Here is a 15,237-nt window from a genome sequence, read left to right as displayed (position 1 = left end):
GCCCGTGGAAGGATGGAGCCCATGCTCAGGTGGTTGACCGCGGGGGAGTCGCACGGCCCCGCCCTCGTCGCAGTCCTCGAAGGCCTCCCCGCGGGGGTCGAGGTCACGACGGCCGAGATCCAGGACGCGCTCGCCCGACGGCGGCTCGGCTACGGCCGCGGCGCACGGATGAGCTTCGAGCAGGACGAGGTCTCGGTGCTCGGCGGTCTGCGGCACGGGCTGACCCAGGGCGGCCCGCTCGCCATCGAGATCGGCAACACCGAGTGGCCCAAGTGGGAGCAGGTCATGTCGCCCGACCCGGTCGACCCGGGCGTGCTCACCGGTGCCCGCGGCGCGCCGCTCACCCGGCCCCGGCCCGGTCACGCCGACCTCATCGGCATGACGAAGTACGGCTTCGACGAGGCCCGCCCCGTCCTCGAGCGCGCCAGCGCCCGCGAGACCGCGGCCCGCGTCGCCCTCGGCCTGGTCGCCGCGCACTTCCTCGAGCAGGTGGCCGGCGTCCGGCTCGTCTCGCACGTCGTCTCGATCGGCACGGCCGGGTCGGAGGACGACGCACCCCTGCCGACGCCCGAGGACGTGGCGGCGCTGGACGCCGACCCGGTCCGCAGCATCGACCGCGCGGCGTCCGAGGCGATGGTGGCCGAGATCGACGAGGCGAAGAAGGCGGGTGACACGCTCGGCGGCGTCGTCGAGGTCCTCGCGTACGGGCTCCCGCCGGGGCTCGGCAGCTACGTCCAGTCCGACCGCCGCCTCGACGCGCGGCTGGCCGGCGCCCTCATGGGCATCCAGGCGATCAAGGGCGTCGAGGTCGGGGACGGCTTCACGACCGCCCGGCGCCGCGGCTCGCAGGCGCACGACGAGATCGAGCGGGGCGACGACGGCGTGCTGCGCCGTCGGACGAACCGCGCCGGCGGCGTCGAGGGCGGCATGACGAACGGCGAGGTCCTGCGCGTCCGGGCCGCGATGAAGCCGATCTCCACCGTTCCGCGCGCGCTCGACACGGTCGACACCTCGACCGGAGACGCCGCCAAGGCCATCCACCAGCGCAGCGACGTCTGCGCCGTGCCGCCCGCGGCGGTCGTGGCCGAGGCGATGGTCGCCCTCGTGCTGGCGCAGGCGCTCGTCGAGAAGGTCGGCGGGGACTCGGTCGCCGAGTGCCGCCGCAACCTCGAGGGGTACCTCGCCGCCGTCCCGGACACCATGCGGTGACCCGGACCGTGTCCTCGATCGTCCTCGTCGGCGTGCCCGGCGCGGGCAGCACGAGCGTCGGTGCCGTGCTCGCGGACCGGCTGGGGGTCGAGCTGCGCGACACCGAGCGGCTGGCCGCCGGCGCCCTCGGCCACGACTCCGTGAGCGGCGCGTTCGTCGTCGCGGGCGAGGAGGCGTTCCACGACGCGGAGACGACCGTCGCGCTCGCCGAGCTCGCCGCCGTCGCCGCGGGGGAGCCCCGGGTCCTCGTCCTCGGCTCGGGCGTGCTCGCGGCCGAGCGCGTGCGCGAGGCGGCGGCCGCCCTCGAGGCGCCGGGCGTCGTCGAGCTGACCGTGACGCTCGCGCACGCCGCCCCCCGCCTCGGTCTCTCGCTCGCGCGCCCGGTGTTCCTCGGGAACCCGCGCGCGCAGTGGTCGAGGCTGGCCGAGGAGCGCCGCGCGCTGTACGCGCGCGTGGTCCGCGTCGTCGTCGACACGGACGACGCGGACGTCGAGGAGGTCGCCGGGCGGGTGCTCGACGTGATCGCGGGACCGAGGGAGAGCGACGATGAGTGACACCACCAGGATCACGGTGACCGCCGAGCGCACCTACGACGTCGTCATCGGCGAGGGACTGCTCGGCGAGCTCGCGCCGCTGCTCGGGGAGCGCGTCCAGCGCGTGCTCGTGCTGGCGCCCAAGGCGCTGGCCGCGACGGCCGAGAGCATGCGCGAGGACCTCATCGCGTCCGGGTACGAGGCGTACATCGCCGAGGTGCCCGACGCGGAGGAGGCCAAGACCGCGCAGGTCGCTGCGTTCTGCTGGGGCGTGCTCGGCCAGGCGGGGTTCACCCGCTCGGACGCGGTCGTCGGCCTCGGCGGCGGGGCCACGACGGACCTCGCCGGGTTCGTGGCCGCGACCTGGCTGCGCGGCGTCGCCGTCGTCCAGGTGCCGACGACGCTGCTCGGGATGGTCGACGCGGCCGTCGGCGGCAAGACCGGGATCAACACCGCCGAGGGGAAGAACCTCGTCGGTTCGTTCCACTCGCCGATCGGCGTGCTGGCCGACCTGCGGACGCTCGAGACGCTGCCGCGGTTCGACCTCGTCGCCGGGCTGGCCGAGGTCGTCAAGTGCGGCTTCATCGCCGACCCCGTCATCCTCGACCTCGTGGAATCGGATCCGCAGGGGGCGACGACCCCCGGGTCGCCGGTGCTGCGGGAGCTCGTCGAGCGGGCCGTCGCCGTCAAGGCGCGGGTGGTCTCGGCCGACCTGCGCGAGGCCGACCTGCGCGAGATCCTCAACTACGGGCACACGTTCGCGCACGCCATCGAGCAGGTCGAGCGGTTCTCCTGGCGGCACGGAGCCGCCGTGAGCGTCGGCATGGTCTACGCCGCCGAGCTCGCGCGGCTGGCCGGCCGGCTGGACGACGCGGTCGTCGACCGGCACCGCCGCGTCCTGGAGCTGCTCGGCCTGCCGACCACCTACCGGGGCGACCGGTGGCCCCGGCTCCTCGAGGCCATGCGGCGCGACAAGAAGACGCGGGGGAGCCTCCTGCGGTTCGTCGTCCTGGAGGACGTGGCCTCGCCGGCACGCCTGGAGGGCCCCGACCCGACGCTGCTCGCCGCCGCCTACGCGGAGGTCAGCGCGTAGGCGCCTCGCCCGAGGACCGGTCGCCGGGGATCAAGCGCAGAGGCTTGATCTTGGTAGATCAAGTCGTTACGTTTGATCCATGTTCGTCCTGACCGTCGACCAGCAGGGGTCGCGCCGCGGCAGCGACCGCGTGCCCTCCGCCCTCGACCTGCTCGCCGACGTCGAGGTGCTGCTGCCGTTCGAGCGCACCGTCGGCGACGAGCTGCAGGGCGTCCCGGCGAGCGCCGAGGCCGCCGTCGACGCCGTGCTGCGGCTCGTCCGCGCCGGCGGCTGGAGCATCGGGCTGGGCGTCGGCCCCGGGCGGCTCGCGCAGTCCGCGTCCGCCAGCGACGGCGAGGCGTTCGTCCGCGCGCGCGAGGCCGTCGAGCGCGCCAAGGGCCGGACCGTCCCGGTCGCGCTGGCGCTGGCGGCGGGGGAGGCGACGCCCGACGCCGAGCCGTTCCTGCACCTGCTCGCCGCCGCCGTCGAGGAGCGCACCGACGCCACGTGGCGCGTGCTCGACCTGCTCGCCGCCGGACGCAGCGGCGTCGAGATCGCCGAGGAGCTGGGGATGACGCCGCAGAACGTGAGCCACCACCGTCGCCGCGCGCTCTGGGACACCGAGGTCGCGGCGCGCCGGGCCCTCGCCCGGCTGCTGACGAGGATCGACGCGGCCGGCGCGTAGGTCGTCCTCACCCGGGCAGTCCTCGCCCGGACGGGTCGGGCGCCTCGCCGAGACGCGCCTCCTCGGCGGGGCCCGGGCGCGATGTCGGACGCGGCTGGAAGGATGGCCGCATGGCTGCCGTCGTCGTCATCCTCGCGCTGCTCGTCTCGAGCGTGCTCGGGATCGTGCTCGTCCCCGCGGTGCTCCGGCTCGCCCCCGCCAAGGAGGTGCCGCGCGCCAGGGCGGCCGACCTCCTGCGCGGCGGCCTCGTCATCGGCATCCTCGAGCGGTTCGCCATCACCGGGGCCCTCATCGTCGGCCGACCGGAGGCGGTCGGCGTCGTCCTCGCGATCAAGGGCCTCGGTCGCTACCCCGAGCTGCGCAACGCCGCGACCGCCGCCGGCGAGGCGCCCCGCGGCGAGGAGGCCGGACCGGGCGCGGCGCCCCCGGTCGACCCCGCGATCGGCGCCGCGGTCTCCGAGCGGTTCATCATCGGGACGCTGGCCTCCTACCTGTGGGCCGGCGTGTGCGGCGTCGTCGCGGTCTGGACGCTGGCCCACGTCGGGTGACGGCGCCCGACAACCCTAGAATGGGGTGTTTCGTGTCCGACCAACGGCAAGGATTTTCTCTGTGGCTACCACCAACGACCTGAAGAACGGCATGGTCCTCAACATCGAGGGTCAGCTCTGGAGCGTCGTGGAGTTCCAGCACGTCAAGCCCGGCAAGGGCCCGGCGTTCGTCCGCACCAAGCTCAAGAACGTGCTCTCCGGCAAGACGGTGGACAAGACGTTCAACGCCGGCCTCAAGATCGAGACCGCCACGGTCGACCGCCGCGACATGCAGTACCTGTACAAGGACGGCGACCAGTACGTCTTCATGGACGTCTCCGACTACGACCAGGTCTTCGTCAGCCCCGAGATCGTCGGCGACGCCGTGCGCTTCCTGCTGGAGAACCAGCAGGTCATCATGGCCTTCCACGAGGGCAACCCGCTCTACCTCGAGCTCCCGGCCTCCGTCGTGCTGGAGATCACCTACACCGAGCCGGGCCTTCAGGGCGACCGCTCGAACGCCGGCACCAAGCCCGCGACGATCGAGACCGGCCACGAGGTCCAGGTCCCGCTCTTCCTCAACCAGGGCGACAAGATCAAGGTCGACACCCGCTCGGGCGACTACCTCAGCCGCGTCTGAGATGACGCTGGAACCCACGCCGTCCATGTCGCACGACCACGGGTCCGACTGCTCCGCCGCCACGCCGTCGGACACGCCGCGGGTCGAGCGTCGCACCGAGCGTCACCACAAGGACCGTCAGCGCGCGCTGGACCTCCTCTTCGAGGCGGACCAGCGCGCCCGGGCGGGGGAGCGGATCGACGTCCTCACCCTCCTCGGCCGCCGGATCGCCGGCCAGGACGGGCTCAAGCCGATGCGCGACTACGCCGCGACCATCGTCGAGGGCGTCACCGAGCACGCCGGCCGGATCGACGAGATCATCGCGGCCAACTCCCACGGCTGGACGCTCGACCGCATGCCGGCCGTCGACCGCTCGATCCTGCGGATCGGCGTCTGGGAGATCCTGTGGAACCCGGACGTCCCGGACGCCAACGCGGTCAAGGGGGCCGTCGACCTCGCGGCGGACCTGTCCACCGACGACTCGCCCGCGTTCGTCAACGGTCTGCTCGGTCAGGTCCAGCGGCTCGCGCCGTCCCTGCGGGACGCGGCCGACCCCGCCGAGGACGACGCGCACGCCGCCGAGCACCCGGAGCCGGCGAGCACGGCCGACCCGCGAGACGACGAGGCCACCGGCGCGGCACAGGAGTAGTGTGACGCCCGGTCCGCAGCTGGCGAGACCGTCCCACCTTTAAGCCCGTCCCGTGAGGCGGGGAAGGAGGAAACCATGTCCGCGTCCCATCCGGACGAGCGCGTGGTGCTGAACGCCGAGGAGATCGGCCGGGCACTCACCCGCATCGCGTTCGAGATCGTCGAGCGCAACCACGGAGCCCAGGACATCGTCCTGCTCGGCATCCCTCGCCGCGGCGCCCCGCTGGCCAAGCGGCTCGCCGAGCGGATCGAGCTCGCGGAGGGCCGTGGCCGCGCGGGGGAGACCCCCGCCACCCAGGTCCCGGTCGGCGAGCTCGACATCACGCTCTACCGCGACGACCTGCGGGCCAACCCGACCCGCGCCCTCACCCCGACCCGCCTGCCGGCGAGCGGCATCGACGGCCGGACCGTCGTCCTGGTCGACGACGTGCTCTTCTCCGGCCGGACGATCCGCGCGGCGCTCGACGCGCTCACCGACGTCGGCCGGCCGGCGGCCGTCCAGCTCGTGGCACTCGTCGACCGCGGGCACCGTCAGCTCCCGATCCGGGCCGACTACGTCGGCAAGAACCTGCCGACGGCGACGAGCGAGCGGGTCCAGGTCCGCCTCGTCGAGACCGACGGCGACGACTACGTCAGCATCTCGGCCCAGCCCACCCCGGACGGAGCACGGCGATGAAGCACCTTCTCGACGCCCGCGACCTCACGCGCGACGAGGCCGTCAGCCTGCTCGACACCGCCGAGGCGATGGCGCAGACCCAGTCCCGGCAGATCAAGAAGCTCCCGGCGCTGCGTGGCCTCACGGTCGTCAACCTGTTCTTCGAGGACTCCACGCGGACCCGGATCTCGTTCGAGGCCGCGGCCAAGCGCCTCTCGGCCGACGTCATCAACTTCTCCGCGAAGGGGTCGAGCGTCTCCAAGGGCGAGTCCCTCAAGGACACGGCGCAGACGCTGCGGGCGATCGGCGCGGACGCGGTCGTCGTCCGCCACTCGGCCTCCGGCGCCCCGCACCGGCTGGCGCACGCCGGCTGGATCGACACCCCCGTCGTCAACGCGGGCGACGGCACCCACCAGCACCCGACGCAGGCGCTGCTCGACGCCTTCACCCTGCGCCGGCACCTCTCCGACGGTCAGGGCGACCTCGCGGGTCGGCACGTCGTCATCGTCGGCGACGTCCTGCACTCCCGCGTCGCGCGCTCGAACGTCGAGCTGCTGCACACGCTCGGCGCCCGCGTCACGCTCGTCGCCCCGCCGACGCTCCTGCCGGTCGGCGTCGAGGAGTGGACGTGCGACACGTCGTTCGACCTCGACGCCACCATCGCGGGCGACGCCGCGGCCGGCGCGCCCGACGCCGTCATGATGCTGCGCGTCCAGCGCGAGCGGATGAACGGCGGCTTCTTCCCGTCCGAGCTGGAGTACTCGCGCCGCTACGGGCTGGACTCCGGGCGCCTCGCCCGGCTCGAGTCCGTCTCGCCGCACGCCATCGTCATGCACCCCGGCCCGATGAACCGCGGGCTGGAGATCTCGGCCGAGGCCGCCGACTCCCCGCGCTCAACCGTGGTCGAACAGGTCTCCAACGGCGTCTCGGTCCGCATGGCCGTGCTCTACACCGTCCTCGCCGGCCACGCCGGCACCAGCCAGGAGGAGCTCCCGTGACCGCCCCGACGACCCCGACCACCGCCTACCTCGTCACCGGCGTCTCGCCGCTCGGCGGCGAGCCGACCGACCTCCTGCTCGCCGACGGCGTCATCGCCGCGGTCGGCGCGGACGCCGCCGGGGCGGCGAAGGACCGCGACGGGGATGACCTCGTCGTCGTCGACGGCACCGGGCTCATCGCGCTGCCGGGTCTCGTCGACCTGCACACCCACCTACGCGAGCCCGGCCGGGAGGACGCCGAGACGATCCTCACCGGCACGCGGTCAGCGGCCGCCGGCGGCTTCACGGCCGTCCACGCGATGGCGAACACCTCGCCCGTCGCGGACACGGCCGGCGTCGTCGAGCAGGTCTGGCGGCTCGGCCGCGACGCCGGCTACGCCGACGTGATCCCGGTCGGCGCCGTGACGGTCGGGCTGGGGGGCGAGCGGCTCGCCGAGCTCGGCGCGATGGCCGACTCGGCCGCGCGCGTCCGCGTCTTCTCCGACGACGGCAAGTGCGTCCACGACCCCGTCCTGATGCGCCGCGCGCTGGAGTACACGAAGGCGTTCGACGGCGTCGTGGCGCAGCACGCGCAGGAGCCGCGACTCACCGAGGGCTCCCAGATGCACGAGGGAACGGTCTCGGCGGAGATCGGCCTCGCCGGCTGGCCGGCGGTCGCCGAGGAGGCGATCATCGCGCGCGACGTGCTGCTGGCCGAGCACGTCGGCGGACGTCTGCACGTCCAGCACCTCTCGACCGCCGGCAGCGTCGAGATCGTCCGGTGGGCGAAGGAGCGCGGGATCGACGTGACCGCCGAGGCCACGCCGCACCACCTCCTGCTGACCGACGAGCTCGCCCGCTCCTACGACCCGGTGTACAAGGTCAACCCGCCGCTGCGGACGGCCGAGGACGTCGCCGCCGTGCGGGCCGGCCTGGCCGACGGGACGATCGACGTCGTGGCGACCGACCACGCGCCGCACGCGCTCCAGGACAAGGACTGCGAGTGGTCGGCCGCAGCGTTCGGCATGACCGGGCTCGAGACGGCGCTCAGCGTCGTCCAGCAGGTCATGGTCGACAGCGGCCTGTTCACCTGGGCGGACGTCGCGCGTGTCCTGTCGGTCGAGCCGGCCCGGATCGGCGGCCTCGCCGACCACGGCCGCCCGCTCGAGGCGGGGGAGCCGGCGACGATCGTGCTCTACGACCCCGCCGCGCGCCGCACGGTCGCGCCGGCCGAGCACCACTCGCGGAGCCGGAACTCGCCGTACGCGGGGCTCGAGCTGCCGGGGCGCGTGCGCTGGACGTTCCTGCGCGGACGCCCGACCGTCGCCGACGGCGAGCTCGCCCCGGTGGCCGGCGCATGAACCGGGGGCTCGCCGCCGCGGTCTGCGTGCTCATCGCCCTGGTCGCGCTCGGCGCCATGTGGTGGGGCTGGCGACGCCGCGCCCGCCGCACGGGCGCCGGCCTGGCCGAGCTGACCGAGCCGTGGGAGCCGTTCCCCGCGGACGCCCGCGGAGGGCTCGTCGTCGAGGGCATCTACGTCTCGACGACGACGGCGGGGGACTGGCTCGACCGGATCGCCGCGGCGGGCCTCGGGGTCCGCTCGGCCGTCACGGCCTACGTCGACGAGCGCGGTCTGCTGCTCGCCCGGCGCGGCGCCCCCGACGTCGCCGTGCCCGCCCGCGACCTCGTCGTCGCCCGGCGGGAGCGCGGCATCGCCGGAAAGGTGGCCGACGCCGGCGGCCTCGTCGTCGTGCGCTGGCGGCTCGGCGACCGCGAGCTCGACACGGGTGTCCGCCCCCGCTACTCCCGCGACCTCGACCGGCTCGTCGACGCCGTCAACACCCTCGCCCCCGGCGAGCCGTCAGCTCCGCCGGACGCGCCGACCGCCCCACTCGACTCACCTGCCGGCACCACCCAGAAAGGGCAGCCCACCGCATGAGCACACCTGACGTCGCCTACCTCGTCCTCGAGGACGGCACCTGCTTCGAGGGCCGCGCCTGGGGCGCGCGCGGCGAGACCCTCGGGGAGATCGTCTTCGCCACCGGCATGACCGGCTACCAGGAGACGCTGACCGACCCCAGCTACCACCGCCAGATCGTCGTCATGACCGCCCCGCACATCGGGAACACGGGCATGAACCTCGACGACGAGGAGTCGACCCGGATCTGGGTCGCCGGCTTCGTCGTGCGCGAGCCCGCCCGCCGGGCGTCGAGCTGGCGCTCGACGACGACGCTGGACGAGGAGCTCGCCGCGCAGTCGATCGTCGGCCTCGCCGGGATCGACACCCGCGCCCTCACCCGCCACCTGCGCGACGCCGGGGCGATGCGCGCCGGCATCTTCTCGGGCGAGGCGCTGCCTCCGCTGGTCGGGGAGCACCTCGTCGGCGCACTCGTCGAGCGCGTGCGGTCGGCGCCCGTCATGGCCGGGTCGGACCTCGCCCGCGAGGTCACGACGCCGGAGGCCTACGTCGTCGAGCCGCCCGAGGGGACCGAGCAGATCGGCACCGTCGTCGCCGTCGACCTCGGGATCAAGGACATGACGCCGATCCGGATGGCCGAGCGCGGGCTGCGCGTCGTCGTCGTCCCGATGGGCCTCACGCTCGAGGAGATCCTCGCCTACTCGCCCGACGCCGTGTTCTTCTCCAACGGCCCCGGCGACCCGGCCGCGGCCGACCAGGAGGTCGAGCTGCTGCGCGGCGTCCTCGACGCCCGGATCCCGTACTTCGGCATCTGCTTCGGCAACCAGATCCTCGGCCGCGCGCTCGGGTTCGACACCTACAAGCTGACGTTCGGCCACCGCGGGATCAACCAGCCCGTCATGGACGTGGCGACCGGGCGCGTGGAGATCACCGCCCACAACCACGGGTTCGCCGTCGACGTGCCCGTCGGCCCCGAGGCCCTCGCACCGTTCGGCGGGGGCCGCTACGGCCGCGTCGTCGTGTCGCACGTCGGTCTCAACGACCGGGTGGTCGAGGGGCTGCGCTGCCTCGACATCCCGGCCTTCTCCGTCCAGTACCACCCGGAGGCGGCGGCCGGCCCGCACGACGCCGGCTACCTCTTCGACCGGCTCGTCGACCTGATCAAGGTCCGTAAGGAGAACGCCTGATGCCTCGCCGCGAGGACCTTCGCTCCGTCCTGGTCATCGGCTCCGGCCCGATCGTCATCGGTCAGGCCGCCGAGTTCGACTACTCCGGCACCCAGGCGTGCCGCGTCCTGCGCGAGGAGGGCCTGCGGGTCATCCTCGTCAACTCCAACCCGGCCACGATCATGACGGACCCGGAGTTCGCCGACGCGACCTACGTCGAGCCGATCACGCCCGAGGTCGTCACGAGCATCATCGCCAAGGAGCGTCCCGACGCGCTGCTGCCGACGCTCGGCGGCCAGACGGCCCTCAACACGGCCGTCGCGCTGCACGAGTCGGGGGTCCTGGACGAGTACGGCGTCGAGCTCATCGGCGCCAAGGTCGACGCCATCAAGCAGGGCGAGGACCGCCAGCTCTTCAAGGCCGTCGTCGAGCGGTGCGGCGCCGAGGTGGCCAGCTCCGTCATCGCGCACACGATGGACGAGTGCCTGGCGGCGGCCGACCAGCTCGGCTACCCGCTCGTCGTGCGGCCCTCGTTCACCATGGGCGGTCTCGGGTCGGGCATCGCGTTCGACGAGGCCGACCTGCGCTCGATCGCCGGCGCCGGCCTGCAGTACTCGCCGACCACCGAGGTGCTCCTGGAGGAGTCGATCCTCGGCTGGAAGGAGTACGAGCTCGAGCTCATGCGGGACCGGAGCGACAACTGCGTCGTCGTCTGCTCGATCGAGAACGTCGACCCGGTCGGCGTCCACACGGGCGACTCGATCACGGTGGCGCCGGCGCTCACGCTGACCGACCGCGAGTACCAGAACCTGCGGGACATCGCGATCGCGGTCATCCGCGAGGTCGGCGTCGACACGGGGGGCTGCAACATCCAGTTCGCTGTGCACCCGGAGACGGGCCGCGTCATCGTCATCGAGATGAACCCGCGCGTCTCGCGCTCCTCCGCCCTCGCCTCCAAGGCGACGGGCTTCCCGATCGCGAAGATCGCGGCGCGCCTGGCTGTCGGCTACACGCTCGCCGAGATCCCCAACGACATCACGGGCTCGACGCCGGCCAGCTTCGAGCCGGCGATCGACTACGTCGTGGTCAAGGTGCCGCGGTTCGCGTTCGAGAAGTTCCCGGCCGCCGACCCGACGCTCACCACCACGATGAAGTCCGTCGGTGAGGCGATGGCGCTCGGGCGCAACTACACCGAGGCGCTGCAGAAGGCGCTGCGCTCGATCGACAAGAAGGGCGTGGCGTTCCACTGGGACTCCCCGCGTCCGACGCGCGAGGAGGCCCTCGCGCTGGTCGAGGCGGCGCGCGTCCCGACCGAGGAGCGGCTGCTCCAGGTGCAGCAGGCGATCCGCGGCGGCGCGACCGTCGAGGAGCTGTTCGACGCGACCAAGATCGACCCCTGGTTCCTCGACCAGATCGTGCTGCTCCAGGAGATCGCCGAGCAGCTCCAGGCCGCCGACGCGCTCGACCCCGAGGTGCTGGCGCTCGCCAAGCGGCACGGGTTCTCCGACCGGCAGATCGCGCAGATCCGGGGGCTGTCGGAGCAGACCGTGCGGGAGATCCGGCACGCCTACGGCCTGCGTCCCGTCTACAAGACGGTCGACACCTGCGCGGCCGAGTTCGAGGCGCGCACGCCGTACCACTACTCCTCCTACGACGCCGAGACCGAGGTGCGCCCGCGCACCCGCCCGGCCGTGCTCATCCTCGGCTCGGGGCCGAACCGGATCGGCCAGGGCATCGAGTTCGACTACTCGTGCGTCCACGCGGCGCTCACCCTCAAGGACGAGTACGAGACCGTCATGGTCAACTGCAACCCCGAGACGGTCTCGACCGACTACGACACGGCCGACCGCCTCTACTTCGAGCCGCTCACGCTCGAGGACGTCCTCGAGGTGTACGACGCGGAGTGCGCCGTCGGCCCGGTCGCCGGCGTCATCGTCCAGCTCGGCGGCCAGACGCCGCTCTCGCTGGCCGAGGACCTGGCCCGCGCCGGCGTGCCGATCTGGGGCACGCAGCCCGAGGCGATCGACGCGGCCGAGGACCGCGGCGTGTTCGGCGGCGTCCTCGTCTCCGCCGGTCTGCCGGCGCCGGCCTTCGGGACGGCGACGACACTGGCGCAGGCGCTCGAGGTGGCCGACGGCGTCGGGTTCCCCGTGCTCGTGCGGCCGTCCTACGTGCTCGGCGGGCGCGGCATGGAGATCGTGTACGACGCCGAGCAGCTCACCGACTACGTGCGCCGGGCCACACCGATGCTGGCGGGGTCGGACGGCGACGGCGCGGTGTTCGAGGCCCCGGTCCTCATCGACCGGTTCCTCGACGAGGCGATCGAGATCGACGTCGACGCGCTGTTCGACGGCGAGGAGATGTACCTCGGCGGGATCATGGAGCACATCGAGGAGGCCGGGATCCACTCCGGCGACTCGGCGTGCGTCCTGCCGTCGGTGACCATCTCGCGCAAGGAGATCGAGCGGATCAAGGCCTCGACCGAGGCGATCGCCCGCGGCGTCGGCGTGCGGGGGCTGCTCAACGTCCAGTACGCGCTGTCGTCGGACACGCTCTACGTGCTCGAGGCGAACCCGCGCGCGTCGCGGACCGTCCCGTTCGTCGCCAAGGCGACCGGCGTCCCGCTGGCGAAGGCGGCCGCGCACGTCATGGCGGGGGAGAGCATCGCGTCCCTGCGCGAGCGCGGTGTGCTGCCCGAGCGCGACGGCTCGCAGCTCCCGGCCGACTCGCCCGTGGCGATCAAGGAGGCCGTGCTGCCGTTCAAGCGGTTCCGGACGGCGAACGGCACCGTGGTCGACACGGTGCTCGGGCCGGAGATGCGCTCGACCGGCGAGGTCATGGGCATGGACACCGACGTGCCGCTGGCGTTCGCCAAGTCGCAGGCCGCGGCGTACGGCGGGCTGCCGATGTCGGGGACGGTCTTCGTCTCGGTCGCCGACCGCGACAAGCGGTCGATCGTCTTCCCGGTCGCCCGGCTCGTCGAGCTCGGGTTCGACGTCATCGCGACCGCCGGAACCGCCGACGTGCTGCGCCGCTACGGGATCGAGGCGCGCGTCGTGCGCAAGGCGTCCGACGGCCGCGGTCCGAACGACGAGCCGACGATCCTCGACCTCATCACCGGGGGAGAGATCGACATGGTGGTCAACACGCCGAACGGTCAGGGCGCGCGCGCCGACGGCTACGACATCCGGACGGCCACGACGGCGGCGGACAAGCCGATCATCACCACGACGCAGCAGTTCGGCGTCGCGGTCCTCGCGATCGAGGCGCTGCGCCGCGGCCCGTTCACCGTCGCCTCCCTCCAGGAGTACGACGCGGCACGGCAGGCGGCGCTCGACGAGGCGGCGACGAGCGTCGGGGCGTCGGCGTGAGCGCCGGCGCGCGGCCGTTCGGCGAGCGGCTGGCCGGGGCGATCGACGCCACCGGCCGGCTGTGCGTCGGCATCGACCCGCACCCGGGGCTGCTGACCTCCTGGGGGCTGTCCGACGACGCCACCGGCCTGCGCGAGTTCTCGCTGCGCGTGGTGGAGGCGCTGGCGGGGTCCGTCGCGGCCCTCAAGCCGCAGGCGGCCTTCTACGAGCGACACGGCTCGGCCGGCATCGCCGTCCTGGAGGAGACCATCGCCGCCGCCCGCTCCGCCGGCGTCCTCACGATCGTCGACGCGAAGCGCGGCGACATCGGCTCGACGATGCAGGGGTACGCCGACGCCTTCCTGCGCGAGGGCTCGCCGCTGGCAGGCGATGCCGTGACCCTCTCGCCGTACCTCGGCTTCGGCTCGCTCGCCCCGGCGATCGACACGGCGCTGGCCGTGGGCCGGGGCGTGTTCGTCCTGTGCCTGACGTCGAACCCCGAGGGCGCATCGGTGCAGCTCGCGCGCTCCGACACCGACGAGGGCCGCAGCGTCGCCGCGACGATCGCGCGCGCGGCCGCCGCGCTCAACGCGGAGGAGCTGGCCGCTGGCGGCGACCCGGGTGCGTCCCGGTCGCTCGGCAGCGTCGGCCTCGTCGTCGGCGCGACCATCGGCGAGGCGGCGCGCGCGGCCGGCGTCGACCTGGTCGGGGTTCGCGGCCCCCTGCTCATGCCCGGCGTCGGCGCGCAGGGCGGGTCGGCCCAGTCGGTCCGCGCCGTGGTGGGGGAGGCCTGGCAGCAGGTGCTCGCCTCGTCCTCGCGCGAGGTGCTCGGGGCCGGCCCGTCGGCCGACGACCTGCGCTCCGCCGCCGCGCGAGCGGCCGCCTCGCTGGCCTGACGGCGGCCCCTAGCGACGGGTGCCGGTGGCCGGGACGGTCGACCGTCCCAGCCACCGTCAGCCTCGGCGTGCGAACGTCAGGTGGACGACCCCGCTCGGCGAGGCGACGGCCTCGACGGTGAACCGCTCCTCGAGACCCTCGAGCCCGTCCCAGAGCCGTTCCCCTCGGCCGAGGACGATCGGCACGACGGCGATGTGCATCTCGTCGACCAGATCGGCCCGCAGGAACTCACGGATGGTGGTGGTGCCACCGCCGATGCGGACGTCAAGGCCACCCGCGAGCTCCCGGGCCCGGGCCAACGCCTCGGCGGGCTCGGCGTCGACGAAGTAGAACGTGGTCCCGCCCGCTACCTCCAGCGGCGGACGCGGGTGGTGCGTGAGCACGACGACCGGGGTGTGGAAGGGCGGGTCGTCTCCCCACCAGCCACGCCACTCCTCGTCGGGCCACGGCCCCGCCTTCGGCGCGAACTTGTTGCGCCCCATGATCTCGACCCCGACACCGGTGTTCCACCGGCTCGCGAAGGCCTCGTCGACGCCGACGGTGCCGACCTGGTCACCGTGGAAGCCCATCTCGGTGAACGTGCGCGTCGGGATTGCCCACTCGAGCAGCCGGTGCCCGGCATGGCCGAACGGTGCGTCGAGCCGCTGGCCCTCGCCCGTGCCGAAGCCGTCGAGCGAGACCGAGAAGTTGTGGACCCGGACGAGTGACATGGTGCCTCCTGGCTCATCGGTCCGCGGGCGAGGTCAGGATCGGCCGGCGCGCGGCTCGACGACCCTGCCGCACGCGTCCGATGTCGTCGCTGCCCGTGCCATGCGGCGAGCATATTCCCCTCGGTTCCTCGCGCGCGGGTGGCAGACCCGGGCTGGCCCACGGCCGAGGACGACGAACGGGCCGGGCACCGGAGATCTCCGGTGCCCGGCCCTTCGCCCTCTCACCGACCCGGCTCGACCGTCGGGTCGGCGCTCAGCTCGGTAGTCCCCT

General features: G+C 73.6%; 15 protein-coding genes. 14 read left to right on the top strand and 1 reads right to left on the bottom strand.

All coding sequences use genetic code 11. The annotated features are described in order from the left end of the window. Window positions 1-21 precede the first annotated feature (21 nt). The 14 genes from aroC to pyrF all read left to right on the top strand — a co-directional run bounded on the left by aroC (window position 22) and on the right by pyrF (window position 14,255). Window positions 22-1,209, top strand: coding sequence for a chorismate synthase (gene aroC, locus EDD28_RS14865; RefSeq protein WP_123740533.1), 1,188 nt, complete (start codon window positions 22-24; stop codon window positions 1,207-1,209). Further along, a complete protein-coding gene (locus EDD28_RS14860; RefSeq protein WP_170169513.1) occupies window positions 1,206-1,763 on the top strand; it encodes a shikimate kinase in 558 nt (185 codons plus the stop codon). Before aroC ends, EDD28_RS14860 begins: the two co-directional genes overlap by 4 nt. Then, complete coding sequence (gene aroB, locus EDD28_RS14855) at window positions 1,756-2,835, top strand: 3-dehydroquinate synthase (RefSeq protein WP_123740531.1); 1,080 nt, start codon at window positions 1,756-1,758, stop codon at window positions 2,833-2,835. The genes EDD28_RS14860 and aroB overlap by 8 nt, the downstream gene beginning before the upstream one ends. 79 nt (window positions 2,836-2,914) lie before the next feature. Then, window positions 2,915-3,499, top strand: a complete 585-nt coding sequence (locus EDD28_RS14850) for a helix-turn-helix transcriptional regulator (RefSeq protein WP_123740530.1) — start codon at window positions 2,915-2,917, stop codon at window positions 3,497-3,499. Between the two features lie 110 nt (window positions 3,500-3,609). Further along, complete coding sequence (locus EDD28_RS14845; RefSeq protein WP_123740529.1) at window positions 3,610-4,047, top strand: hypothetical protein; 438 nt, start codon at window positions 3,610-3,612, stop codon at window positions 4,045-4,047. 61 nt (window positions 4,048-4,108) lie between these two features. Continuing rightward, a complete protein-coding gene (gene efp, locus EDD28_RS14840) occupies window positions 4,109-4,666 on the top strand; it encodes an elongation factor P (protein WP_123740528.1) in 558 nt (185 codons plus the stop codon). Window position 4,667: 1 nt separating this feature from the next. Continuing rightward, entirely contained in the window at window positions 4,668-5,294 is a 627-nt protein-coding gene (gene nusB / locus EDD28_RS17995; protein ID WP_342769948.1) for a transcription antitermination factor NusB, read from the top strand. A gap of 75 nt (window positions 5,295-5,369) precedes the next feature. After that, window positions 5,370-5,969 carry a bifunctional pyr operon transcriptional regulator/uracil phosphoribosyltransferase PyrR gene (pyrR, locus tag EDD28_RS14830; RefSeq protein WP_123740527.1) on the top strand — a complete coding sequence of 200 codons (600 nt, stop codon included), beginning with the start codon at window positions 5,370-5,372 and terminating at the stop codon, window positions 5,967-5,969. Next, on the top strand, window positions 5,966-6,946 hold the full coding sequence (locus EDD28_RS14825; RefSeq protein ID WP_123740526.1) for an aspartate carbamoyltransferase catalytic subunit: 981 nt from the start codon (window positions 5,966-5,968) through the stop codon (window positions 6,944-6,946). Before pyrR ends, EDD28_RS14825 begins: the two co-directional genes overlap by 4 nt. Further along, on the top strand, window positions 6,943-8,286 hold the full coding sequence (locus EDD28_RS14820; protein WP_123740525.1) for a dihydroorotase: 1,344 nt from the start codon (window positions 6,943-6,945) through the stop codon (window positions 8,284-8,286). Before EDD28_RS14825 ends, EDD28_RS14820 begins: the two co-directional genes overlap by 4 nt. Then, complete coding sequence (locus EDD28_RS14815) at window positions 8,283-8,864, top strand: PH-like domain-containing protein (protein WP_211339239.1); 582 nt, start codon at window positions 8,283-8,285, stop codon at window positions 8,862-8,864. Before EDD28_RS14820 ends, EDD28_RS14815 begins: the two co-directional genes overlap by 4 nt. Continuing rightward, window positions 8,861-10,030 (top strand): glutamine-hydrolyzing carbamoyl-phosphate synthase small subunit, encoded by a 1,170-nt coding sequence (gene carA / locus EDD28_RS14810; RefSeq protein ID WP_123740524.1) that lies wholly within the window; start codon window positions 8,861-8,863, stop codon window positions 10,028-10,030. Before EDD28_RS14815 ends, carA begins: the two co-directional genes overlap by 4 nt. Further along, a complete protein-coding gene (carB, locus tag EDD28_RS14805) occupies window positions 10,030-13,380 on the top strand; it encodes a carbamoyl-phosphate synthase large subunit (protein WP_123740523.1) in 3,351 nt (1,116 codons plus the stop codon). The genes carA and carB overlap by 1 nt, the downstream gene beginning before the upstream one ends. Further along, window positions 13,377-14,255 (top strand): orotidine-5'-phosphate decarboxylase, encoded by an 879-nt coding sequence (gene pyrF, locus EDD28_RS14800; RefSeq protein WP_123740522.1) that lies wholly within the window; start codon window positions 13,377-13,379, stop codon window positions 14,253-14,255. Before carB ends, pyrF begins: the two co-directional genes overlap by 4 nt. Window positions 14,256-14,312: 57 nt before the next feature. On the opposite strand, the gene EDD28_RS14795 is transcribed toward pyrF, so the two are convergent. Beyond that, window positions 14,313-14,966 carry a dihydrofolate reductase family protein gene (locus EDD28_RS14795; protein WP_123740521.1) on the bottom strand — a complete coding sequence of 218 codons (654 nt, stop codon included), beginning with the start codon at window positions 14,964-14,966 and terminating at the stop codon, window positions 14,313-14,315. Window positions 14,967-15,237 lie beyond the last annotated feature (271 nt).

Origin of the sequence: Salana multivorans, assembly GCF_003751805.1 — a bacterium.
GTDB lineage: Bacteria > Actinomycetota > Actinomycetes > Actinomycetales > Beutenbergiaceae > Salana > Salana multivorans.
This window is presented reverse-complemented; position numbering and strand designations above follow the sequence as displayed.